The organism is Ensifer sp. Root31, from assembly GCF_001424825.1.
Taxonomy (GTDB): domain Bacteria; phylum Pseudomonadota; class Alphaproteobacteria; order Rhizobiales; family Rhizobiaceae; genus Ensifer; species Ensifer canadensis.
The window spans coordinates 73,253-96,120 of the sequence record NZ_LMCO01000018.1 but is presented as its reverse complement, the minus strand read 5'-3'; the positions used below and the strand labels follow the sequence as shown (position 1 = coordinate 96,120).

Here is a 22,868-nt window from a genome sequence, read left to right as displayed (position 1 = left end):
TCTCCTGCCTTGTTCAACAGCTCCACGCATATGCTTTCGTCGTCAAAGCCGGAAAGGAAAGAGTTATGACTAAAAGCTTGCAAACGAACATAAGAGCAGACTGTTGAAGAAGTCCCTGGTTTGGCCTTTAGAACGGCCTCGTCGCCATTGTCGTAAGCGAACACGATCTCGATTGCGCCATCGTCTGGAAATTCGGTGTGGCCGTCATGTGTGACTTCATCCATTTCTTCAAATCCAGACCGTGTGAAGGAAACCGCAGATTGGCCGTAGCCGAGATTGAGCGTCGCATATTCGCCACTACGCGGGGTTCGAGTAACGGCTGTCCAACAGCTTCTATCATCGGAGTGGCCTTCCATTCTCATCCACATTGAGATAAGAAGCAGACCAATAGCAGGCTCTTCCTGCGTGCGGGCGTACGGTCGCCCCCCCAAATTCCCCCATTCGACTTTGCTCCGGTGCTATGTTTGCGACCGCAAACACTCGCGCGCCGGTTACCTCTCAACACGACATTGATGGAGGATATTCGTGCCCTCACGAATTCTCTTGCATATTCTTGCTCTCGCCGTCTTTTTCGTCGGAGCGACCGAGTTCATGCTGTCTGCCATGCTTGCGCCACTCGCGCAGGCTTTCGACATAACGCCCGCACACGCATCCTGGCTCGTGTCCAGTTACGCGTTGTCCTATGCTATCGCGGCTCCAATCTTCGGATTTCTGTCTGATCGCATGGACCGTCGCCGTCTCCTTTTAGTCTCCCTTGTCCTTTTCGCAGTTGATGGCCTAGCGTTGACGATTGCTCCAAGTTTTGGCGCAGCCATCGCGCTGCGGATGTTTGGGGGGGTGGCATCGGCGGCGCTCATTCCGACAGCCTTCGCGTTGGTGTCTGATATCGTCCCGGCTCGCCGGCAATCTGCCGCCATGGGAGTCGTCATGATCGGCATGACCTTCGGAATAGTAGCTGGTCCGGTGTTTGCCGGCATCCTGACGGACGCCTTCGACTGGCGCGCACCCTTTCATGTTACCGCGACTGGATGCCTAGTGGCCTTCATCATCGCGCAGCGTGTGATCCCCTCTCAACCGTCCCGCCGTCCAGCAAAAAAGCCGAAGCGGCTTGCCTGGATTGTTCGAGGAAGTATCACTCGTCCGCTGTTTGCAAAAGGTCTATGGAACGGAACGGCAGTGGCTGGTTTCCTTCTTGCCGGCGAAGTGCTTCGATTACGTCACGGCCTAAGTGTTGGCGCAGTCGGAGTTTCGGTGTCGGCGTTCGGCCTCGGGCTTGCAATTGGTAATCTCGGCATCGGCCCCGTCAGCCGCCTTTGCCGAAAAGACGACGTGACGCTCGTTGTAGCCCTCGCACTTCTTATTTTGGCGGTCAGCACATTCATGCTCGCGCCCCTTCCCTTAACAGGAGGGCTTGTCTGTCTTGTCATCTGGGGATTTGCGCTTGGCCTCGCCGCGCCAGCGAGCACGTCCATGCTCGCCACCCGCAGCGACGCTGACAAAGGTCAGGTTCTGGCAGTTTCTGAAAGCCTCAACAATCTGGCTATCCTGGTTGTTTTGCCCATCGCGGCAACGCAGCTGGAAGTGGCTGGCACCGCTAGCGCCATGATCGTTCTCGGTATCAGTTTGGCAGCTTCACTTGCCCTGACCATGGTCGACCGGCGGTTTTTGCGGCTGCAAGGATCCTAAAGCTTGTTACGTTGCAAGAGTTCGGCGTTAAAGTCGCACGAACTCCTGTGAGCGCTTTTCATCACATTTTCTTCGGCTTCTTTCTTCATCATGGGAATCGTGCCCGCGTGGGTAGCTTTCCACGTCGGCGGCTCCCGCTTGATGGGGGTGGTGTGTTGCTTCATTCAGCGTGGCGAGCTTGTTGCTTACGCCGCTCGATAGACCGCGATAGAAATGCCTCGATGTTCGGCGCGAGTGGGACCGCTCGAAACCGGAACTAAAAGATCGCCCTGCTGTGTTCCACGAAGGGCATGTATGCTGCTGACGTCACCGCCTTGCGCACCAAGACCCGGAGCCAGAATGATCGAGCGCGGGAGAAGCATTCTTTCACTGTTGATTGTCAAACTCGCGTCACCTCCGCCAATTGGCGAATATGCAGCTGGTGTGTCCGTCGATTGGCTCGATGAAAGGCAGCGCGATATCGTCAGGCTGGAGACATGTGTGGAAAAGGCAAAAGCGATCCTGGATCAGACGGGAATATCCTTCGACGTCGCCACGATGTACGCAGAAATTGCCTGGGCAGACGACGAAATCGGAGAGAGGGGGCGCTATTGCGATCTCACGCTTGTCGGCGATGGGCTGATGGCCGATCCGGAACTACGCTCCCGCACGCTCGATGGAGCGTTGTTTCGTTCCGCACGTCCGATACTGATCGTGCCCAGAGGCAAAACCGCGACACTTACTCCGAAAAAAGTCGTGCTGGCTTGGGATTCGGGTTTCGAGGCGGCTCGGGCGGCCCGCGAGGCAATGGGCATTCTGGCAGGCGCAGATGACGTGCAGGTCACGATGGTGGATCCCCGCGCCAGCTACGGTCGCAATGGCGAAGAACCCGGCGCCGACATCGCGGCATACCTTGTTCGCCATGGCGTCTCGGTCGCCGTCGAGCGGTGCCAAGCGAGGGACGCAGCATTGACGAAGTGCTGAACCGATACGCGCGGGACGCCTCGGCAGAGCTGATGGTGATGGTGATGGGCGCCTATGGCCATTCGCGAATGCGCGAGCGGGTTTTTTGGCGGGTTAACCCGCTCGATGCTCGAGACCCCGTCAGTGCCGGTTCTCATGGTACATTGAACAACTGCTTCGAAGCCTGCTGCTTGGTGGGACGCTTGGCCTGCTGTTCGGCATCGAGCGGTCAACCGGGGGCTGCCGCGCCGGTACTCTATTGCGGCACAATCGCCTGAGCCTCGGAATGGACAGCGGGAGGTGCGGATTGCATGAGAGCGGGTTTCTTCCACCTTGCATTTCTGGCGGTCGCTCTAACCGGCATGCTTGCCGGCTTACTGGTAAAATACTTCGGCTGGCCGCTGGCACCCGACCTCATTTGGAGCGGCGCGACAGTTCCGGTGGTCGCAGCGCTCGCAATCACGATTGTGCGCGATTTCCTGGTCGGACGGATGGGTGTGGACGCCATAGCGCTCGTGGCGATGATAGCTTCGATCGCCATGGGGCAGCCACTCGCGGGTGTGGTGGTCGCCATGATGTATACTGGCGGCAACCTGCTGGAAGATTACGCACGCGGCAAAGCCGAACGCGACCTGAGGTCGCTTCGTGATCGAACGCCCCGCATTGCCCACAAGGTCGCTGAGGGCGAAGTAACGGACATTGCGGCTGGAGAGATCGTCGTAGGTGATGACTTGCTGGTAAGAGCCGGCGAGCTGTTGCCCGTAGACGGGCACCTTCTTAATGAACAGGCCAAGCTTGACGAGTCCGCCGTGACCGGCGAGCCTTTGCCGGAAATTCGGCGGAAGGGTGAACACCTTAGAAGCGGCACCGTCAATGCCGGCGAGGCTTTCCACTATCGAGCGTCTGCCCCAGCCAGTAAGAGCACCTATGCCGGCATTGTCCGTATGGTCGAAGAGGCACAGACCGCCAAGGCACCGTTCATCCGAATAGCCGATCGTTTCGCCCTGCTGCTTTTGCCAGCGACGCTTCTCGTTGCAGGTCTTGCGTGGTGGCTATCGGGTGATCGCATCAGGGCACTCGCCGTGCTCGTTGTCGCCACTCCCTGCCCGCTCATTCTCGCCGCACCCGTTGCCTTCATCGGCGGCGTCTCGCGCGCCGCACGCGCGGGCGTCCTGATGAAGGGAAGCTCCGCGCTCGAGGCGCTTGCCCTTGTCCGCACTGTCATTTTCGACAAGACGGGGACATTGACTGAAGGCGGGGCACGCATAACTTTCTTCGAAACGGCGCCAAATAGCGACGCCGAAGAAATCTTGCGCCTTCTCGCATCCCTCGAGCAGGCCTCACACCATGTTCTGGCCGAGACCATCGTTGCCTTGGCGCGAGCGAAGGGAATGCCACTGTCATCGCCGACAAATGTCCGGGAGTTTCGCGGCTCCGGATTGGAGGGCATTGTCGAGGGTAGGCATGTGCGCGCCGGGTCGCGTGCCCTTGTCCTTGCAGATGGAGAGGTACCGGCATGGGCCTGTTCGGTTGCATCAGCTAGGGAAGGCAGTTCGGGACTCGCAATCTATGTGTCCGTGGACGGTCGGATCGCTGCATTCCTCGTTTTGGCGGACGCAATCCGCCTTGAGGCGCCGGCCGCATTGGCTCAGCTTCATGCAGCCGGCATTTCGCGTATCATCATGGTCACCGGCGATGACGCCGAGACCGCCAGCATCGTCGGATCTTCCCTTGGGATCGACGAGGTCTATGCCGATCGTAGTCCGGCCGAAAAGCTTGCAGCCGTTGCGGCCGAACAACGTCGCCAGCCGACGATGATGGTGGGTGACGGGATCAATGATGCGCCGGCACTGGCTGCGGCTGATATTGGCATCGCCCTGGGTGCCCGGGGGGCGACCGCCTCGTCAGAAGCTGCGGATGTCGTGATCCTGGTCGATCGGATTGATCGCGTACCTCATGCTGTCATGATCGCACGGCGTACAAGGCGAATCGCCTTGCAAAGCATCGTTGTCGGTCTGGCTTTGTCGGGGATCGCGATGGTCTTTGCGGCCTTTGGATACATAACTCCGGTCGCCGGCGCCCTTTTGCAGGAAGGGATAGACATCGCAGCGATCGTTAACGCTTTGCGAGCCTTGAGTGGGCCGTCAAACATTTCCTCCACCGAAGGATCGGCCTCGCCTGCCCCGGCAAATTCGTAAGTGCATATCTTCCAGAAGGTAGCGAGGGCCGCCAATGGAGCTTCGGTCTTTCCTCAAACCTAATCACCACACGCCGACCACCACCGGCCCTTATCGTGCAGCCGATCGAAATAGACAAGCGCCATCGGGTGTATCTGGATGGAGTTGGTGATCACAAATTCCATGCATGCAAGGCCGACACCGTCTGCGAACAACCTCCACCAGCGCGACGCGGCGAACCGTGCGTTGTTTGCTGATGCTGATTTCCACGAAACGTTCACTATCAATCGATTGGAAGCACATCCCTCAAGCAAGTGGCATCGCTCGTTGACAAACGACGAGATTGAGATCGGTTTGGGCCGCGCATTTTGACGCGCATCAATGCGCGTTTCTCTGGATGTGGCGTCATAGATTGATAGCCGAGTGACCACCCGCTTGAAGCGCTGGTGCAGCGGGTGTCACGTCGTGGCACCCGAGCAACGTCAAGGTTCGGACACTGTTCCAACATTCGCACAGATCGCCGAAGCTGAGCGCTTCGATGAGGCCACCCTTGCAACGTTCCTGGCGGCACCGCACCATTCCCGAATGCCCAACCTTTCGCTCACTCGCTCCTATATCGCGGCGCGACGACATTGACTCAGCCATTGCTCATCTCGGCGACTGTCGATCTATCGGTTAGTCCGTCCTGGGTAGCGCGCGGTCGCCTTGTCGGCATGTTGACTTACAGCACGGTCATCACGCAATATCTGGCCCACCTCGGTTTCGCAGGTTCATTGACCGGTGTCCTGCTGGCGCGCGCCTCGCGCGCCATGTAGTGCAATACCGGACCTCGGGTCTGAACCCTCGTCATTGCGGACGTAGCAAGCTCCTCGCAGATAACGATGCTGAAGCCGACTGGGCCGACGCCGACCTCGACATTCTCGTCGTCGGGCAGCCTGATCCAGCTCACCAGCCACCGTTGCGTCGCGCGGATCATTTCGAAGTCACGGTAGGCGAGCCGCGCTCTGGCCCTCCGGTGGCGGCGCGGAGGGCGAATTGGCCGCATGTGATGGCTTGAAATCGCCTTCTGTGGGCCTACCTACCATCGCGTTGCCTACCTTGAAGGAGCGCAGCCATGGAACTCACCGTGGTGCCCATCGTCAAGCCGGACGCCGCCAACTTCATTTTTGGCCAGTCGCATTTCATCAAGACCGTGGAAGATCTCCACGAGGCATTGGTGGGCGCGGTTCCAGGCATCCGCTTCGGGCTGGCCTTCTGCGAGGCCTCCGGTAAGCGGCTGGTGCGTTGGTCGGGTAATGACGAAGCCGAGCTTGCCCTGGCACGTGACAACGCATTGGCCATTGGCGCCGGCCACACTTTCCTGATCTTCCTCGGCGACGGATTCTTTCCCATCAACGTGCTGGCTGCGGTGCGTGCGGTGCCAGAGGTCTGTCGCATCTATTGTGCGACTGCCAACCCGACACAGGTGATCGTCGCGCAAACTGAACTGGGCCGCGGCGTGCTCGGCGTGGTGGATGGCGCCTCACCGCTGGGCTTCGAAACCGATGCGGACATCGCGTGGCGGAAAGACCTGCTCCGAAAGATCGGCTACAAGCTGTAGTGGCTGGACAAAGCCGGCGCCTGCGGTGCCAAGGGAATTCGAGACTGCCGGATGCGGAGGGCGACAAACCGCCGGGAATGAAGTTCAATTTACGACCCTGCATCAGAATGCCAACTCGATATTGGAAACCGTATTATCGATTGCAAAAACAAGGGGCTGGTTGTCACCACGGCCCTCGTTTTTTGAGCGCAACGACAAACGGTGAGCAATTGTTTTCACTACGATGCAGGCATTGCGCCAGCTACACAGGCGCGGCGGAGCCGCGTGTGGGGACGTTTGCGAACGGACGGAACCGGCTCTCCAGACCTTTTTATGGTCCGCATGCCGGCGAAAAAGCCGGTTTCAAGGCCTCATTGATCGCGCATGAAGGCCTGCATCTCCTCGGGCGTCACCTTGCCGTCCTTGTTCGCATCGACCGTCTCGAAGATCCTCTTGTGGATCGTTGTGACTTCGTCGAACGACAGGGCGCCGTCGCCATCAACATCGGCAACGGCAAACATGATCTTCATCATGTGGCCTTGCATCATGTTTTGGCGCATGCCACCCATCATGCCGCGCTGCCTCCCCCCCATCATCTCGCCAGGCATCATCTCAGAGTAACCCGGCCGCGCATCTTGTTTCTCGGCGGGGGCTGTTTGAGCCAAGGATGGCGTGGGGCTGTTTGCTAGGAGCGTGGCGCCAATCGCCACATATGCAAGTTTTGCTGTAGTCATGTTCGTTCTCCTTTCGAGAAGCAGGAGATCCGAGGCAAGGCACGGGTTTGCGTCCGCGCTTTGGCGCTCAAGTGCAGTCGTATGAACATGCGACAAACTACCAATAGTGCGGACCGGTTTCCTTGCGCCACGTCAATTGGAGCACGACATTTATCCGATGGGCATGATCGCAGGTTCAAGGATCAAAATTCGCAGACCGCCCCTCCACTCCGACGCAAAGCCGATGCCAAGACCGGCCGACACCAGTGACACCAGCGAGAAGGTGTCGTCACAGGTGTTAAATGACGTCCTATGAAAGATAGCGCTCCTCGAAGTTCTCGGCGCAATAGCGCTCGGCTGTTTAATCGCATTCCGTTCGTCAATGGCGCGCATCAAGGGGCCCGATCGAACACGACGGCCCATAAATGGGCGCTCAGCGAGGCTTGAAACGTCGATGGTGAGGTTGAGAGCTATAATGAGAACGGACAACGATAACTTTGTGGACAGCGTAAGCGGTTCCAACCTCACACGCGACACGGAGCACAGTGCTGACACCGCCGCCTGCGCCCTCCCCCGCAGCGTACCAAGCTGAGGCTCGCCTGAGATTTTTTGGTGCAGAAGAATAGAAATTATGCCCGGCTGTCGGTCGCAAGTATCGTAAAACTAGTTTGCGGAAATCGATCCGGAACGCGACCAGAGAGCCTACATTGATCGGCATCAAGAATGCCGATGCCAAGTCTGCGTGGCCGCAGCCGCGCTGTCCGTATTATCCGGCGCCTTGGCGCTCGCCGCGACGTCAGCCCAGGTTTCGAAGTACGCTTGCAGTCCTTTGACCAGTATCAATACATTCCGCCTCAGTTGTGGGAGACTTGCTGAACCGGAGGGACGATGATGATCAAACACGTTCTTGTTGCAACAGACGGCTCCGATACGGCTTGGAAGGCCGTGGAGATGGCAGCCAACATCGCAAGGGGTCCGGGCGCGCGCGTTACTATCCTTCACGTCATATTGAACGCCGTGAGGGCCGAGGAAGCAAGCCAACTTGCACGAGCCGAGCATATGGTGCGGCGTGTCTCGGCGATCACGATGCCTGGGCAAGAGCGCGCCCTCTCCTCGAGGCACGATTTATTCAAAAGTTCGCAAGGCGGCATTGGCGAGACGAGGTCGGTGCTCGGAGAACGCATTGTCGAGAATGCGGCGGAACGTGCACGAACTCTTGGCGTCAACGACGTGCACACGCGGGTCGAACCTGGCGACTATGCTGAGACCATTCTCGCCGTAGCGAACGAGATTGGTGCAGACATGATCGTCGTCGGCAGCCGTGGGCTGGGAAGGTTAGCCGGGATGCTGCTTGGAAGCGTCTCGCAGAAGGTCGCACAACAGGCGCTTTGCTCGGTCACGATAGTGCGGTGAACTCACCCGCCAGCGTGAGATCAGCCGTGGACAACACAAATCGCCCTACGGATGTATAGACCTTTGAAGTGTGCTGTCGAAGTCGTGTTTGGACCGGTCGATGACGACGTATTTGCGGGACCTGACCCTCGAGGTTGTTTCATATTACGCTGATTCATGCCGACGAACCCCGGCGGCGGGTCAATGGCCGATCGCCCCGCAGAATCCCCGCTCTGGGGATGAGTCTAGCCTTCTTGCCGGTGCAATGGTTTGCGCAATCGTCGCTCGCCGCGGAGATGCCGGAGGTAGAGTTCGGCGCGCGAAAGATATTCTTCATGCATTTTCTGATGCGTGGCCGGATTAAGGTCCTGGTGCCTTTCGTCATCATCGCAAATGACTGTGACCCGCGCTTTCGACGTCGGATCGCCAGGTGAGCGATCCTTTTCTCGGCCGCCGCACTGGCGATAGCCGGTTTGCTTGGGCGGAGCACGCTGGTGAATTCGAGATCCCATTACCCGTCCTAGCGATGACTACGCGTACGCAACGCGCTCGAAGTCCGTACCCAGCAATTCGACAGAATGACAGGAAACCGACAGGACCAGGCCCTTAGGTTCCGGTGCCTTTCAGCATCCCTCTAGACCTCAAAGCTGCCCATTCAAAAAGGAGAACTCCGCATGCGATACCTCCAGAACACATTTGCCGTCTTTGCCATTGTCTGTCTTGCAACGCCTGCATTCGCCGCAACCATCGTCAAGGTCACAGAGGGTGGCGAAGCTGGTGGTCCGATGACCCTGACTCTCGACCAGTCCACGATCAAGGCCGGCGAGGCGACATTTCTCGTCCACAACGACGCCATTACGGAAGAACATGAGGTAGTACTTGTGAAGCTGAAGTCGGCCGATCAGCAAATTGTGGTTGATGCCGCCAAAGGGCGGGTCGACGAGAAGAAGCTCAAAAGCATGGGCGAAGTTTCCGAGCTGAAGCCAGGTGCCGATGGTCAGTTAAAAGCGAAACTTGCGCCGGGCTCCTACGTACTCCTCTGCAACATCAAGAGCCATTATGAAGCCGGCATGCACGCCATGTTGACGGTGACTAAATAGGACGGTCCCAAGAGCCTCGGGCCGATATCGGGAACGAGACGGCGACGGGCATGGGCCGAGAAAACCGCGCGGGCGCGAACATATCGCCCGTCAGTTCGGTTTTCCGTGAAGGCGGGACGCTTCCGATGCCGTGGTCACAATGCGCAAGGACGCGGACCGGACCAGCGTCTCGACATTCCGATCGGAACATTGAAGAGTATCGAGAAACAAGCAGGACTTAAGCTGAGGTAATGAACATGCGCAATTATATCGGATTGATCCATAAGGATGCCGACAGCGATTACGGCGTGTCCTTTCCCGACTTTCCGGGCCTGATCACCGCCGGAACCGACCTCGACGATGCGCGAGCTATGGCCGAAGAAGCCTTGTCTCTACACATTGAAGGGCTAGCCGAAGACGGCGAAGCAATTCCCGAGCCTTCTACACTGGAGGCGGTTGTGGCAGACGCGGAGAACCAGGACGGTGTTGAAATTCTAGTTGGCGTCAGGCGGAAGCCAAAAGAGCCGTTCGCGTAAACATCACCCTGCCAGAAGACGTCCACCAGGTGCGCGTCGGCTTCCGTCTTGTCAGCGCGCTTGGTGCCTCCAACACCGGAACCGTGACCTATAATCTCGCCTTTGATGCCTCCACGCCCGCCGAGGAGATCGGCGCACTCGTGCGTGACTTCGTGCAGACGCGGCAGAACCTGATCGCATCGACGATCAAGGTGCCGGGGCTGATCGACAGGCGGCAAAACCTGCTTGTGGCTGCCGGAGCGAACGTAATTGAGGGGAATGGTTCCCGCGTTAAGTTTGAAAAAGACGGCATCATTGCGAGTTTCCATCGACCTCATCCGGACAAGGAAGCAAAGCGTTATCAGGTGCGCGATGCTCGCGAGTTCCTGATGCAGATTGGAGTAACGCCATGAATACCATGACCTACAACGGGTATCACGCTCGCATCGAGTTCGACGCTGACGACGAAGTGTTTTTCGGCAAGATTGCAGGTATTTCCGATGTAATCGGCTTTCACGGTGACAGCGTCGCTGAACTCAAGAAAGCCTTCCATGAGGCAGTCGATGACTATCTCGACACCTGCAAGAAAATCGGCAAAGAGCCTCAGCGGCCCTATTCTGGGAAGATGATTTTTCGGGTCGCTCCGGAGGTCCATCGCCGAGCAGCTCTTGCTGCCGAGCTTTCGGGAAAGAGTCTCAACCAATGGGCAGAAGAGGTGCTGGAAGAAGCCGCCGACCACTTTGCGGAGGCACGCCTATCGGCGTAGTGCCATTGCGCCATCGTGGATCCGTTCACGCATCATCAATCGTCCGATGGATTGGCATTCAGTCGATACATTATGTGGCTTTGGGAGCACAAAACCGGAACCCCGATGATGCTTCGCAAGCCGATTAGAGTTGAATGGCGGGCTCCACGATCGCCATCGTCGCTTCGACGTGGTCACGAGCGGCGCGTTCGGCCTCGTCCTCATCACCCTTGACCAGCGCGTCGAGAATGCGGCGATGCTGCAGGTTGGTTTCCTTAATTTCGGCTTCTGAAAACAGGATGGGTACTCGCAGCATCCAATAATGGAACTGGGTGCGCTCATGGAACTGTCCGAGAAACATGTTCTTAGACGCCGTAACGATGAGCTTGTGGAATTGCGTGTTGAGTGTGTTGAGTTCGCCGCGTGTCAAGGATTCGGCGGGCTCCATGGCCTCGATCAGAAGCGCCAGCGCTTCGAGCTCGCCGGGCTCTGCATGGCGTGCGGCGAGCCTCGCGGTCGCCGCTTCGATGGCGGCGCGGCTTTCGAAGATAGCGTGCACCTGGCTTCGATCGATCGTCTCGACAACCCAACCGCGTTCGCGGCTCAGGAACCCCTCGCCCTGAAGTAGGAGGAGTGCTTCACGCACGGGCGTGCGCCCGACATTCAACCGCTCGCACAGATCATCTTCGACCAGCCTCTGCCCCGGCTTCAGTTCCGCCCCAAGGATCATGCTACGAAGGCGATTGCGAACATCCGAAGCGATGAATTCGCCCGCCGAAGTCTTCCGTGAAGCCATTGGTTAAATTCCTTTCAAATCACCAGGCCTGCTTTGGGTGAGGCCGCCTGCCACAGCGCGAGCAAATATATCATTTCGTGTATGGAGCAACGAGCGACGGAATTCAAACACTTACTCGGCACCGAGCTCCAACGAGCGGTGCCGTGCCGCCTCGACAGCGCGCCGAAACAAAACAGCCAAGCCGACTTCCGGGTTCATCAGCACGGAGAGAGCGGCGGCCGTCGTGCCGTGCGCGCTTGTCACCTGCTCACGAAGGACGGCTGGATCGGCACCCGACGCCAATGCCAGCTTCGCCGCGCCGAAGACGGTCTGCTTGGCCAACGTCATGGCGAGGTCCTCTGGCAGGCCAGCCGCGACGCCCGCCGCGCTAAAGGCTTCTAGCAGATGGAAGACATAGGCCGGTCCGGAACCGGACATTGCCGTCACCGCGTCCATCAAGCTCTCGTTTTCGATAAACGCAACGCGGCCAATGGCTGAAAGCAGGCTCAGTGCGAGCGCGCGGTCTGACGAGCGCGCATTCGCGCTTGCGCAGCAGACGACCATGCCTTCGCCGATCGCCGCGGGCGTATTCGGCATGCAGCGGACAATGGCAGGTCCCTCCCCCGCATATTGACGCATGCCATCGATGGTGATGCCGGCAGCGACTGACATTAGCAGTCCGTCTTGGCCGAGAACGGCTCGGCTGTCTGCAACCGCATCGGCGACCGCCTGCGGCTTGGTCGCGATCACCACGACATTTGCCGCTAAATCCACCGGCAGGTCGGACACGGCATCATAGGCTTGCGCGCCGACGCTCTCCGCCCGCTGCCGCAAGCTCTCATTGACTTCGACGACCGCGAAACGATGGCCCTCCATCCCGATCCAGGTTCGCAGCATGGCGAACCCCATATTGCCCGCACCGATAAGCAGAACCTGCGTCATGACAAAGTCCTTTCCGATGGGGTTACGAGCGGCTTGTCCTGCGCTTTGTGCGCCACCAGGCCGCTGGCGATGATCAGCCCTGCACCAATGATCGTCATGCCGTCTGGTATCGCGCCGAAGACGAGGTAGCCGAAACTGACGGCCCAGAGGACGTGGGTGTAGGAAATCGGCGCCAACCGAGAGACGTGTACCTCGGGTCGGCGATAGGCGAAGGCAATGGAGACGTGCGCCGCCAGCCACAGACACGCCATCGCGACCGAAAGGGCGATATCAACGGTCGTCATGGTATGGAGGACGAAGGGCAGCGTGCCAGTCAAAAGCACAAAACCCGTCAGGGCGGAATAGGCAAGTGTCGTCGTCAGGCTGTCGGCGACTACCGCCCTTCGCGTCATGACCAGGGCCGTCGCCCAGCAGGCGGCGGAGGCGATAGAGAAAAGCGCCGCGGGATTGTAGCCGGCAAATCCGGGACGCAGGATGACCAGAACTCCCAGCAAACCGCCAATAAGGCCAACCCACTGCCAGACATGCACTCTCTCCTTGAGTATCAGTACGCAAAGCAGTGTGACCAGGCACGGGGAAATGAAGACAAGCGCCGTCGCTTCGGCCATCGGCTGCAGGCGCAGGGCCGCCACCAGCAAGATCGTTGCACCGGCCATGCCGAGGCCGCGAACGAGTTGTGCTGACGCAAACACACTTCGCGTCGGTCTGCCGAAGCGCAGGCAAATCGCTGCAAGAAAAAAGAGCGCCACCGCATAGCGGAACCAAGCAATCTGCAAGGGATGAAAGGTCATCGATAGATGCTTGGCGATGACGTCTGATGCCGCAAATAGAAACATGGCGGTCAGGCACAGCACGACGCTCTCGCGCCCGCGGAATAGCGCGCGCAAAGCGACTTCGGGGCCCGCGATGGAAAAGATGCGCGCTATCGCCTGTCTCACGATTTTCGGATTTCGAGCACGGTGCCCGCCTTCTCCCGCGTGTCGAAATAGCAAAAGCCCGATCCATCGGTCTTTTTCCCGCGGGCAATCACGCCAAGCCCAAGCGCGCGGCCGTTTGCCTCCGCCGCGTCCCGGTCGGCGACTTCGAAGCCCAGATGGTAGACGCCCTCTCCGCGCTCATCGAGGAACCGCTTTTGTGGGGAGTCCAGCTCACCGGGCTGGCAGAGCTGGAGCTGCACATTGTCGAGGTCGCAGCATTTGTAGCGCATGGCATCCGAAGCCGCTTTGTTGGGCACCTCCAGTTCGACATAGGTGCCCTTCTTCGGATAGTCGAACCAAGGACCGACGCCGAGGCTTTCGTAATAGAAAACCGTCTTCTCCAGGTCGTGGACGAGGATGCAAACGTGATGCAGGTGCTGGAAGATTCCGGTCATGGCGGGCTCCTTATTTCGGAATGCGGACAAGGCTTCGCCGGCGCGGAAATCGCGCAGGCGGATCGGGGAATGGTGAGGTCGGACCGGCAGTGCTTTGGTTTTACGTCCAGAATTGCCCTAGTGCACCGCAGGCAGGAGTCGCGCCAGGAATTGCCGGGCACGGTCACTCTTCGGTGCGGTGAAGAATTCGCTGGACGGCGCGTCTTCGGCGAGACGCCCGCCCTCCATGAAGATCACCCGGTCGGCCACCTCGCGCGCGATGGCCATGTCGTGGGTAGCGATCAGCATCGTCTGGCCCTCCTCCGCCAGCTTGCGGATCGTCTCGACGACTTCCTGAGCGAGTTCCGGGTCGAGCGCGGAGGTCGGCTCGTCGAGCAGCAGAACGCGCGGCTGCATGGCAAGAGCCCGAGCGATGGCGACCCGCTGTTGCTGGCCGCCGGATAGCTCCGAGGGGTAGGCATCCGCCTTGGCCTTAAGCCCGACCTTGGCGAGCAGGTCCATCGCCAGCTTGCCCACTTCTGCCTTCGGCCGTTTTAGCACATGGACTGGTCCGCTCATGACATTCTGGAGCGCCGTCATGTGCTTGAACAGGTTGAAGTGCTGGAACACCATGCCGATCTTCTGCCGCTGGCGGCTGATCTCCGCGTCGGACAGTTCGTAAAGCGCCTGATCGCCCAGCCGGTAGCCGATCAGATCGCCGTGCACGTAGATGCGGCCGGCGGAGATGGTTTCCAGATGGTTGACGCAGCGCAGCAGCGTGGACTTGCCGGCGCCTGAGGGACCGAGCAGCGCCACGACCTCGCCCTGCGGCACGTCGAAGCTGACATCGGTGAAGGCCGAGACGGTTCCCCATTTTTTGGAGACGCCAACCACGGAAACGGCGTGGGAATGTTCGGGTGCGATGCTCATCTTTGCGGGAAAACCTTTTCGAGGACGGTCTGGATCGCTGTCGCGAAGGCGGTCATGACGAGATACCAGAAGGCCGCGACGGCCAGCAGCTCGACGACCTGGAAGTTCGACGAATAGATGTCTGTCGCCACGCGCAAGAGTTCGAGATAGCCAATGGCCGAGGCAAGCGACGACGATTTCAAGAGCATGATGTACTGGTTGCCCGCCGCCGGGATGATTATGCGGCTGGCCTGCGGAATAACGACCTGCGCCAGCACCTGAGGCTGGGTCATGCCGAGCGCGGTCGCCGCCGCCCGCTGGCCCTTGTCGACCGCAAGGATGCCGGCGCGAATGATCTCGCTCATGTAAGCGCCTTCCGCAAGGCTGAGGCCGGCGAGCGCGGCAAGGAAGGGCGTCACGAGTGAGGTCGTCGGCGTCGAGTATAGCGGTTCGGCCATGAAGGGCAGGCCGATGGTGATCGAGGGGAACATGATCGGCACCGCGTTGAACCAGAAGATGAGCTGGATCAGCATCGGCGTGCCGCGGAAGAGATAGACATAGGTCGAGGAGATCGCGACCAGGATGGGGTTGCCGCTCACCCGCATCAGCGCGGCCACGAACCCGATCGCAGTGGCGATGAACAGTGCCAGCGTGCCGAGCATGAGGGCGTTGACCGCCCCCATGACGATGAGCGGATCGAAGATGTAGTCGGCGAAGACGCCGAGGTTGACGATCCGCGCGCGGATAGCCGCATGAACGATCGTCACCACCAGCGCCAGCGCGACGGCGCCGAGGAGCCAGGCTCCCCAGCGGCGTCGATGCACGATCGGGAGCTCCGAGGCAGAAAGACGGTTCGTCATGGCCATGACCCTTCCTCCCCGTCAGCGCTTGCTGGCCGGCAGGTTGACGGTAATTTCCGGCAGCAGGGCGCCGCCAACACCCCACTTGTCCATGATGCTCTTGTAGCCGCCGTCAGCCAGCATTTCCTGTAGCGTCAGCTTCACCGCATCACGAAGGCCGGTGTTGTCCTTGGAAAAACCCCAGGAGGTGATGTAGGTCAGCATGTAGTTACCGCCGACGATGGAGTATTTGCCCGGGAACTGACCACTCATGTAGACGAGTGCGGGAAAGTCACCGAGATAGGCATCGACACGCTTGAGGTCGAGCTGCATGCGGGCATCGGGTGCCGAGGGAAGTTGCTCGGCGCGGATTTCCGCCTCACCCTTGGCCGTGCAGGCGGCGGATGCCTCCTCGACCTTCGCCATGATGACGCGGCTGCCGAGCAGTGTAGCGACGGACTTGCCGCAGAAATCCGCGATGGTCTTGTACTTGTCCGCATCCTCGGTGCGCACCATGGCCGAGCCGCCGGACAACATGTAGTTCACGAAATCGAGCTTCTGCTCGCGCTCTTCGGTGTCACTGATTCCGCCGGAGGCGACGTCGAAGCGCTTGGCTTCGATACCGGGAATGAGGGCCGCATACTCGGCCTGCACATACTCGAGCTTCAGCTCGAGACGCTTGGCGATCTCGTGCAGGAGATCGGAGCTAGCGCCCGTCACCTCGCTTGCGCCCGGCTCACGGAATTCGATCGGCGGAAAGGTCTGCTGCGATCCTACAGTGATCTTGCCTGCCTGGCGAACGGCCTCGGGCACGAGCTTCGCCCCCGCCCCGGCCTGCGCGGCGCCGGCGACGACCGCCGTCATCGCAGCCGCCAGTACAAACGTGCGGATGATCCCATGTTTCATTGCGTTACCCCTGTCATTGTTGATCTTGTTTGCAGTCCGCATGGAAAGGCGGCGGCGGCAACTGGCGCCGCCGCCGCGGTTGTCAGCGCGTATCGGCGCCCTTGCCCGGCACCTTCGACGGGTTCGGCCGGTCGGCGCGCGGGCATTCGGCAGCATTGTCGAAGACCGCCTGAACCTTTGCGATGTATTCCGGCGAGAAGTTCCACTGCTTCATGCCGGCCGGGATGTGCTCCCAGTAAAAGTTCGGCGGACGCATGGCGATGCCCGGCCGGATCAGGCGATAGGTCCAGCAATCGTATTGCTTGCCGTCCTCGCCGTAGACCGTCATACAGCAGCGCTCGAAGTCGTCGTAATCCTCCTGGAAATGCGTCTCGTCATGTTCGAAGACGACGCCATAGGCGCGCTCGCCCCAGGCATCCGCCGTGTTGAGGAAATGGCACCAGCCCCGGTCAGTGCGATCGCCTGCGGCGTGGAAGCGCAGCGCATGGTTGGCCGCATAGGCCTTGGTGACCGGCTTTGCCTCCGGCATGAAACGAGAGACCTCGATGTCGTGCAGCCATGTGCAATAGGCGAAGTAGTACATAAAAACCTCTTCCATGGGGCGGTGGAAACTGCGCCCATTTTTGTTGCGTTGCATCGGAGATCGCCGTTGGCCACGTCTCCATATATGGTTTCGTATATGAAGAAATATGCGTGGTCAAGACGCCCCTCGGCTGCGATCATTCGAAAGGAGCGAGAGCATGATCAGAATAATGGATAGCCACGCCTACCCGGGCTGCCCGGTCGTTGCCGAGGCATTGCCGCAGGATGGGCCCGTGCATGTGGAGTTCAGCGACGGAGAGGTGGCAGGCGCCCGCGTCGAGCGCCTGGACGAGGGTCGGATCGCACTGAGGATCGACGCCTACAGGACCGGCAAGGGAACGGCGATCGCGCAAAAATCGTGGCTGCTGGAAAACCGGGGCGAGGATCGCTGGCGCGTCAGCCGCCGGCTCGACCGGGACTGACGGCGATTGGTAGGGCGTCAGGCCGGCTGACGCCCCGAGATTTTTACCGAAAGGGCGACGAGGCCGAGCGAGACGAGGAAGATCAGCGTGCCGACCACGGCGATCTGCGGCGGCAGCTCGCGGCGCATCAGGCCGTAGAGCCAGGTCGGGAACATGGTCGTTCCACCGGCGGTGAAGTTGGTTAGCACGAAATCGTCGAGCGAGATCGCGAAGACCAGCAGCGCGCCGGAGAGGATGCCCGGCAGGATGATCGGCAGCCAGATTGTGCGGAATACGGTGAAACCGCAGGCGCCGAGATCGCGCGCGGCATGTTCGAGCGTGACGCCGGCGCCGATGACGCGGGAGCGCACATTGATAATCACGAAGCTGAGACCCAGCGTCGTGTGCGCGGCGATGACGCTCGGAAACCCGAGCGGATAGAAGAGACCGCCCGTCAGGGTTTTCAGGAAGGGGATCGTCGCCGTGGCCACGAAGAGGATCAGCATGCCCGCGCCGAGCACCACTTCCGGGGTCGCGAGCGGAATGAAGGTGAGGCCCGAGACCGCGCCGCGCCCGATAAATTGCCGCCGGCCCAACGCAAAACCGACCGGCGTGCCAAGAAGCGCCGCAAGCAGCGCCGAGACCGCCGCCACGATAAGGCTGTTGCCGAGCGCCATCCCGAGCTGCGGCACGGCGAAAGGGCTGCGCCACGCCGCAAGCGAGAAGGTGCCGAGCTCGTAGTTGAAGCGCCCACCGGGATCGTTGAAGGAAAAGACGATCATCGTGACGACGGGCGCGAACATGAAGACCAGCGCCAGCCCGATCACAAGCTTGACAGCCCATCCTTCCCGCGTGTTGGTGGTGCTAGACGACATCGAGAAGCTCCGTACCGCGGATCAGACGCAGGAGAAGGGTGAGCAACATCATCGCGGCGACCAGCAGCGTGGCTGAAAGCGCGGCTGCCCCGGCATAGTCCAGTTCCACCAGGAACTTCGCCTGGATGACGTTGCCGAGCATCTGCGTGCGGATATCGCCGAGAAGGGCGGCGTTAACATAGTCGCCGAGCGCCGGAATGAACGACAGGACCGCCGCAGCGACAAAGCCATTGCGGCTGAGCGGGAAGACGATTAGCGCGAACCGCTCCGTCATCGTGACGCCGATGGTGCCGCCGAGAACCGTCCCGGCAAGCACGAACAGCACCGGCCCCAGCGCGACAAAGCCACCCCAGCCAAAAAAGACGAACGCCAGCAACAGGCCGATCGAAAACCCGCCAGCCGCACCGAGGATAGCACCCGTTCGGCCACACCGCTGCGAGTAGAGATCGTCGGCGGCCGCGCAGAGCGTGCGATCAACCCGGTTGAAAGCCGTGTAGAGCGGCAGCAACACGAAGGGCACGAGCTGGTAGGTGAGGCCCGCCACCACGGCGAAGGGCGTTCCGAGGATCCGTACTTCAAGGCCCGTGAACTGCTGGAGCGGACCGAAGAGCGGGCCATTGGTCCCGAGCAGGGTCTGCCAAGCGACGATACGAATGAGGTAGCTCGTGAGGAACGGCGCAAAGAAGGCGAAGAGCAGCACGGTCTTCCAACGCCTGCCGTAGAACGAAATGCCATAAGCGACCGGCATGGCGATCGCGAAGGCGAGGAGCGTCGCCGATAGGCCGATCAGCACCGAATTGAGCAGATTGTTCCAGTAGAAGGGAATGGAATCCACGTAGTTGGCAATCGACCAGCCGGTTGCCGTCAGCGCGAAGGGATCGGCACTGAACGACATGCGCAGGATATAGACGAGCGGCACGACCAAAAGGGCCGCGAGCCAGAAGAGCGTCGGCAACATTTCCGGCCAGCCGGCGCGCACCCCGAAAGAGCGCACCGGCCGACCGGCGTCTTGGGCGGAGGTTACCTTAGCCACTGATCATCTGCGTCCATGTTCGGGCGATCTGGGCACGTTCGCGCTGATCCCAGGGCGCCGGATAGGGGAACAGCCGGTCGAGCACATCGGCGGGCGGAAAGATTAGTGGATTGGCGGCAAGGGCGGGATCGAGCTTCGCAAGCTCTTCCTTGACGCCGACGGCATAGGGATATTGCAGCGTGTAGCGACAGAAGCTCGCGGCATTTTCCGGCCGGAACCACCAGTCGATGAAGGCGAGCGCCGCCTCCAGGTTCGCCGCACCCTTCGGAATGCCGAGCCGGTCGACATAGGCGGGGGCGCCTTCGTTCGGCACGGCGAAGCCGACCTTTTTCGGATCGAGCTGCGAGATGTTGACGGGCGGCGCCATGGCGGCGATGAGATCGCCGTTCGATAGCTTCTGCCCCGCATTCTCCCCCTGCGCCGGCAACAGCTGCCCGCTTTCGATATGCGGTTTCAGGAAAGCCAGAACTTCCATGGCTTCTTCGAGCGTCATCTCGGCGGGAACGTTGTCGACCTTGCCCTCCGACTTGAGGTAGAGCCCCCAGGCCGCGACATTGACGACGGGCGTGGCATAGAGGCCGACCTTGCCCTTTACTGCCGGATCGAGCAGTTGGCCCCAGGATTGCAGCCCCTCTTTGAAATGGGCACGGTTGAAGGCAAGGCCGACGGGCGCGAAGTCGAAGGGGATCGCCACGTCAGCATGCTTTACCGATCTGAGGCTCGGCAGCAGGTTCTTCTGCACGTTCGGAAGCGCTCCGGGATCGAGCGGCTCGAGCCAGCCGTTCTCCGCATAGAAGGACGTATAGGCGCTGGAGATGCAGAGCACGTCGTAGCCGATCGGTAGGCCGGCGGTGAACTGCGGGCGCACACTCGCAAAAAACTGGTCGGCATCGGAGATGACCTCGCGATAGTCGACCGTGATGCCCGTTGCTTCCTTAAATCGGGCGATATCGGCCGGGTCGCATTCGCCAGCATTGGCGGCCCAGACGATGGTGCTCTCCGCGGCACGGGCCGCGGAGAAGGGAATGGCGAACCGGCCACCCATCACGCCCGCTCCGGCGAGGATGAGCTTGAGGGCCTGCCGGCGATTGGCCGTGAAGCGATAACTGTTCATGGACGTTCCCCTTTTATGGTCGGTGATACTGTCAGTCGCGCACGTGGATGAAGATCTTGCGGATCGGGCCGGGCTGTTCCCAGCTTCCCTCGTCCTCCTCGTTGTAGATGAGCAGGTCGCCGGAATTGGCGACATGGGCTCGGCCATGCTGGTCAGTCACCGTCACGTCGCCCTCGATGACGAAGTCGAAGCACTGGCCGGTGCCCAGTAAGTCGCCGAAGTCGGCGTCGCGGCGCCAGAGGCCGACCGTCACGCGGCCATCGTCCGATTTCCAAACGGAGGCGTGCTGGCCGATCGGATTGCCCGGCGTGCGGTCGCCCGGCATGTCGCCGTAATCGTGCCAGTCGTTAGCCGGATCGGCGAACTTGATGACCTGGACGCCGCTCTTTGCGGCGGTGTCGTTGGTGTTGTCCTTTGGCATAGTGTTCCTCTTGCATGATACTGACCGCTTGGCGGCTCGGATTGCCTGCTAGGACGCAGGAATGACGTGGACCTTGGTTTCGTCGAAGGCGATGTGGCAGAGGGCGCCGGGCGCAAGCGAGGGCCACTCCCGCTGCTTGATCGTGAGCTCACCGCCATGGGCAAGCGTGGCCACGATTTCGTGGTGGTCGCCGACATAGGTGCATTTGGCGAGTGTGGCGGTGAGGCCGCCAGTATCCGTGAGCCACATATGCTCCGGCCGCACCATGACGAGACAGCGCTGCCCCTCGCAGACCCTGGAGCTGGCGAGCCGGAGCGTAATGCCGGCATCGAGCGCGACGGCGGAGCCGCTCGCCCCAACCCTGCCCGGCAGCAGGTTGGCGCTACCGACGAATTCCGCAACGAAGCGCGTCTTCGGGCGCTCGTAGATTTCGCTCGGCGTACCGATTTGCTCGATCCGCCCGGCATTCATCACGGCGATGCGGTCGGACATGCTGAGGGCTTCCGACTGGTCGTGCGTCACGAAAACGGTGGTGGTGCCGACCTCGCGCTGGATCGTCTTCAACTCCTCGCGCAATTGCTTTCGCATGAGGAAATCGAGTGCCGAAAGCGGCTCGTCGAGGAGCAGCACGGCCGGGCGGTTGACGAGCGCGCGGGCGAGCGCCACGCGTTGCTGCTGGCCGCCGGAAAGCTGCGCGGGCCAGCGCGTGGCAAAATCCTGCATGCCGACGCGCTTTAGTTCTGCCAGCACCCGCGCTCGCCGCTCAGCAGCCGGCACCTTGCGGCGCTTCAGCCCGTATTCGACGTTCTCCGCGACGCTCATGTGCGGAAAGAGGGCGTAGTTCTGGAAGACGTAATTCGTCGGCCGGCGGGCCGGCGGCAGGCCGGTAATGTCCTGACCGCCGACGAGGATGCGGCCGGCGGCCGGCGGCGCAAAACCGCCGATCGCCTGCAGGGTCGTGGATTTGCCGCAGCCGCTCGGCCCCAGCAGCGTGAAGAACTCGCCCGGCTCGATCACAAGATCCATCTTGCGAACGGCTTCCACCGGCCCGTAGCGACAGACCAGCGATCGTAGCTCCACGCCACTTTGAGATGCGGACATCGAACAATCCCCTTTGCCTAAAGTTTTTTTAACCGTGCAACTGAAATTTCAGTTAACGTATCTTTTCCTCAGCGCCTGTCAACGCTATTTCTGGGAAATCGATGCGAGCAGGAACAACCGATGCGATCTGAAATTTTTGAAGTGCAGGGCAGACATCAGCGTGACGGCGCGACCCCGGCCGTCGCCCTTGCCTACGAGAGCATCCGCGACCGCATCATCTCGCTTGCGCTTCCGCCCGGTGCGCCGCTCAACGAGGCGGATCTGGCGGGTCCTCTCGGCGTCGGCCTGACGCCGGTTCGCGATGCGATCAAGCGCTTGGCGCTCGAACATCTGATCGTCGTCTATCCGCGGCGCGGCACCTTCGTCAGCGAGATCAACTTGGCGGACGAGCGATGGCTGACGGAAGCCCGCGTGGAGATGGAGGGGCTGGCGGCGGAACTCGCCGCCGCGCGTGCGAGCGTCGAGGAAAGGCGGGCGATCACGGCCTGTGTCGAGACACTGCTCGGAGAATCGCACCCGCTGCGCATCAACGCGCTCGACACGGAATTCCACCGCCTCCTGTACCGCGCCGCGCACAACCCCTTCCTGGAAGCCTCGCTCAACCAGTATCTCAATCTCAGCGTCCGGCTCTGGTACTATTGCCGCGACCGCCTGCGCGCAAAATCCTCCGACGGCGACTTCCACAAGCAGGTGGCGGATGCGGTCATGGCCGGCGATCCACAGGCCTCCCGCGCCGGCATCGTTGCCCATCTGCGCCAGTCGTCGGCCGACCTGCGCGAGGTTATGTGACG

Annotated in this window: 25 protein-coding genes and 4 pseudogenes; 13 read left to right on the top strand and 16 right to left on the bottom strand. The window is 60.7% G+C overall.

What is annotated here, in order from left to right; translation table 11 throughout:
- Positions 1–224, bottom strand: a pseudogene (locus tag ASD00_RS40145) (hypothetical protein); the annotation flags it as partial.
- Positions 225–525: 301 nt separating this feature from the next.
- On the opposite strand from ASD00_RS40145, the gene ASD00_RS18170 reads away from it, so the two are divergent.
- The 6 genes from ASD00_RS18170 (at position 526) to ASD00_RS18145 (ending at position 6,405) form a co-directional block, all read left to right on the top strand.
- Positions 526–1,686, top strand: coding sequence for an MFS transporter (locus ASD00_RS18170; protein ID WP_057207922.1), 1,161 nt, complete (start codon positions 526–528; stop codon positions 1,684–1,686).
- Between the two features lie 339 nt (positions 1,687–2,025).
- Positions 2,026–2,649, top strand: coding sequence for a hypothetical protein (locus tag ASD00_RS18165; protein ID WP_057207919.1), 624 nt, complete (start codon positions 2,026–2,028; stop codon positions 2,647–2,649).
- A 290-nt stretch (positions 2,650–2,939) separates the two neighbouring features.
- Entirely contained in the window at positions 2,940–4,826 is a 1,887-nt protein-coding gene (locus tag ASD00_RS18160; protein WP_057207918.1) for a heavy metal translocating P-type ATPase, read from the top strand.
- Positions 4,827–4,964: 138 nt separating this feature from the next.
- Complete coding sequence (locus ASD00_RS40140) at positions 4,965–5,177, top strand: hypothetical protein (RefSeq protein ID WP_057207916.1); 213 nt, start codon at positions 4,965–4,967, stop codon at positions 5,175–5,177.
- A 260-nt stretch (positions 5,178–5,437) separates the two neighbouring features.
- Complete coding sequence (locus ASD00_RS40135; RefSeq protein WP_156408098.1) at positions 5,438–5,620, top strand: hypothetical protein; 183 nt, start codon at positions 5,438–5,440, stop codon at positions 5,618–5,620.
- A 299-nt stretch (positions 5,621–5,919) separates the two neighbouring features.
- Positions 5,920–6,405 carry an adenosine-specific kinase gene (locus ASD00_RS18145; RefSeq protein ID WP_057207912.1) on the top strand — a complete coding sequence of 162 codons (486 nt, stop codon included), beginning with the start codon at positions 5,920–5,922 and terminating at the stop codon, positions 6,403–6,405.
- 350 nt (positions 6,406–6,755) lie between these two features.
- Here ASD00_RS18145 and ASD00_RS18140 read toward each other — a convergent pair whose 3' ends face one another.
- Both ASD00_RS18140 and ASD00_RS41775 read right to left on the bottom strand, forming a co-directional pair.
- Positions 6,756–7,118, bottom strand: coding sequence for an EF-hand domain-containing protein (locus ASD00_RS18140; RefSeq protein ID WP_025430782.1), 363 nt, complete (start codon positions 7,116–7,118; stop codon positions 6,756–6,758).
- 192 nt (positions 7,119–7,310) lie between these two features.
- Positions 7,311–7,394 (bottom strand): annotated as a pseudogene (locus tag ASD00_RS41775) (transcriptional regulator); the annotation flags it as partial.
- A 594-nt stretch (positions 7,395–7,988) separates the two neighbouring features.
- Between ASD00_RS41775 and ASD00_RS18130 the strand changes: the two are divergent.
- The 5 genes and pseudogenes from ASD00_RS18130 to ASD00_RS18105 all read left to right on the top strand — a co-directional run bounded on the left by ASD00_RS18130 (position 7,989) and on the right by ASD00_RS18105 (position 10,849).
- A complete protein-coding gene (locus ASD00_RS18130; RefSeq protein ID WP_057207939.1) occupies positions 7,989–8,510 on the top strand; it encodes a universal stress protein in 522 nt (173 codons plus the stop codon).
- Positions 8,511–9,163: 653 nt separating this feature from the next.
- Complete coding sequence (locus tag ASD00_RS18120) at positions 9,164–9,589, top strand: plastocyanin/azurin family copper-binding protein (protein ID WP_057207904.1); 426 nt, start codon at positions 9,164–9,166, stop codon at positions 9,587–9,589.
- A 236-nt stretch (positions 9,590–9,825) separates the two neighbouring features.
- Positions 9,826–10,127 (top strand): annotated as a pseudogene (locus ASD00_RS18115) (type II toxin-antitoxin system HicB family antitoxin); the annotation flags it as partial.
- A gap of 192 nt (positions 10,128–10,319) precedes the next feature.
- Positions 10,320–10,496 (top strand): annotated as a pseudogene (locus tag ASD00_RS42500) (type II toxin-antitoxin system HicA family toxin); the annotation flags it as partial.
- Positions 10,493–10,849, top strand: coding sequence for a type II toxin-antitoxin system HicB family antitoxin (locus tag ASD00_RS18105; protein ID WP_057207902.1), 357 nt, complete (start codon positions 10,493–10,495; stop codon positions 10,847–10,849). The pseudogene ASD00_RS42500 and the gene ASD00_RS18105, both read left to right, overlap by 4 nt.
- 124 nt (positions 10,850–10,973) lie before the next feature.
- Here ASD00_RS18105 and ASD00_RS18100 read toward each other — a convergent pair whose 3' ends face one another.
- From ASD00_RS18100 to ASD00_RS18065, 8 genes are all read right to left on the bottom strand, one after another.
- Positions 10,974–11,624, bottom strand: a complete 651-nt coding sequence (locus tag ASD00_RS18100) for a GntR family transcriptional regulator (RefSeq protein WP_057207900.1) — start codon at positions 11,622–11,624, stop codon at positions 10,974–10,976.
- Positions 11,625–11,735: 111 nt separating this feature from the next.
- The gene (gene proC, locus ASD00_RS18095; RefSeq protein ID WP_057207898.1) at positions 11,736–12,545 is read right to left on the bottom strand and encodes a pyrroline-5-carboxylate reductase; all 810 of its coding nucleotides are present in this window, start codon (positions 12,543–12,545) and stop codon (positions 11,736–11,738) included.
- A complete protein-coding gene (locus ASD00_RS18090; protein ID WP_057207896.1) occupies positions 12,542–13,483 on the bottom strand; it encodes a DMT family transporter in 942 nt (313 codons plus the stop codon). The genes proC and ASD00_RS18090 overlap by 4 nt, the downstream gene beginning before the upstream one ends.
- Complete coding sequence (locus tag ASD00_RS18085) at positions 13,480–13,917, bottom strand: VOC family protein (protein ID WP_057207894.1); 438 nt, start codon at positions 13,915–13,917, stop codon at positions 13,480–13,482. Before ASD00_RS18085 ends, ASD00_RS18090 begins: the two co-directional genes overlap by 4 nt.
- Before the next feature lie 117 nt (positions 13,918–14,034).
- Positions 14,035–14,826, bottom strand: coding sequence for an amino acid ABC transporter ATP-binding protein (locus ASD00_RS18080; RefSeq protein ID WP_057207892.1), 792 nt, complete (start codon positions 14,824–14,826; stop codon positions 14,035–14,037).
- Complete coding sequence (locus ASD00_RS18075) at positions 14,823–15,671, bottom strand: amino acid ABC transporter permease (RefSeq protein WP_057207890.1); 849 nt, start codon at positions 15,669–15,671, stop codon at positions 14,823–14,825. The genes ASD00_RS18080 and ASD00_RS18075 overlap by 4 nt, the downstream gene beginning before the upstream one ends.
- A 15-nt stretch (positions 15,672–15,686) precedes the next feature.
- Positions 15,687–16,550, bottom strand: a complete 864-nt coding sequence (locus tag ASD00_RS18070) for an ABC transporter substrate-binding protein (protein WP_057207888.1) — start codon at positions 16,548–16,550, stop codon at positions 15,687–15,689.
- Between the two features lie 82 nt (positions 16,551–16,632).
- Positions 16,633–17,187 carry a gamma-glutamylcyclotransferase family protein gene (locus ASD00_RS18065; RefSeq protein WP_225906512.1) on the bottom strand — a complete coding sequence of 185 codons (555 nt, stop codon included), beginning with the start codon at positions 17,185–17,187 and terminating at the stop codon, positions 16,633–16,635.
- 103 nt (positions 17,188–17,290) lie between these two features.
- Here ASD00_RS18065 and ASD00_RS18060 point away from each other — a divergent pair, with 103 nt between their 5' ends.
- A complete protein-coding gene (locus ASD00_RS18060) occupies positions 17,291–17,554 on the top strand; it encodes a hypothetical protein (RefSeq protein ID WP_063963294.1) in 264 nt (87 codons plus the stop codon).
- Positions 17,555–17,571: 17 nt separating this feature from the next.
- Here the strand turns inward: ASD00_RS18060 and ASD00_RS18055 are convergent, their stop codons facing one another.
- The 5 genes from ASD00_RS18055 to ASD00_RS18035 are packed head-to-tail and all read right to left on the bottom strand — an operon-like array spanning position 17,572 to position 22,077.
- The gene (locus tag ASD00_RS18055) at positions 17,572–18,408 is read right to left on the bottom strand and encodes an ABC transporter permease (protein WP_057207882.1); all 837 of its coding nucleotides are present in this window, start codon (positions 18,406–18,408) and stop codon (positions 17,572–17,574) included.
- The gene (locus tag ASD00_RS18050) at positions 18,398–19,441 is read right to left on the bottom strand and encodes an ABC transporter permease (RefSeq protein WP_057207881.1); all 1,044 of its coding nucleotides are present in this window, start codon (positions 19,439–19,441) and stop codon (positions 18,398–18,400) included. The genes ASD00_RS18055 and ASD00_RS18050 overlap by 11 nt, the downstream gene beginning before the upstream one ends.
- A complete protein-coding gene (locus ASD00_RS18045) occupies positions 19,434–20,555 on the bottom strand; it encodes an extracellular solute-binding protein (protein WP_057207879.1) in 1,122 nt (373 codons plus the stop codon). Before ASD00_RS18045 ends, ASD00_RS18050 begins: the two co-directional genes overlap by 8 nt.
- Before the next feature lie 31 nt (positions 20,556–20,586).
- On the bottom strand, positions 20,587–20,976 hold the full coding sequence (locus tag ASD00_RS40130; protein WP_057207877.1) for a cupin domain-containing protein: 390 nt from the start codon (positions 20,974–20,976) through the stop codon (positions 20,587–20,589).
- A gap of 48 nt (positions 20,977–21,024) precedes the next feature.
- Positions 21,025–22,077, bottom strand: a complete 1,053-nt coding sequence (locus tag ASD00_RS18035; protein ID WP_063963293.1) for an ABC transporter ATP-binding protein — start codon at positions 22,075–22,077, stop codon at positions 21,025–21,027.
- A gap of 120 nt (positions 22,078–22,197) precedes the next feature.
- Here ASD00_RS18035 and ASD00_RS18030 point away from each other — a divergent pair, with 120 nt between their 5' ends.
- Positions 22,198–22,866 (top strand): GntR family transcriptional regulator, encoded by a 669-nt coding sequence (locus ASD00_RS18030; protein WP_057207874.1) that lies wholly within the window; start codon positions 22,198–22,200, stop codon positions 22,864–22,866.
- The last annotated feature ends 2 nt before the right edge of the window (positions 22,867–22,868 follow it).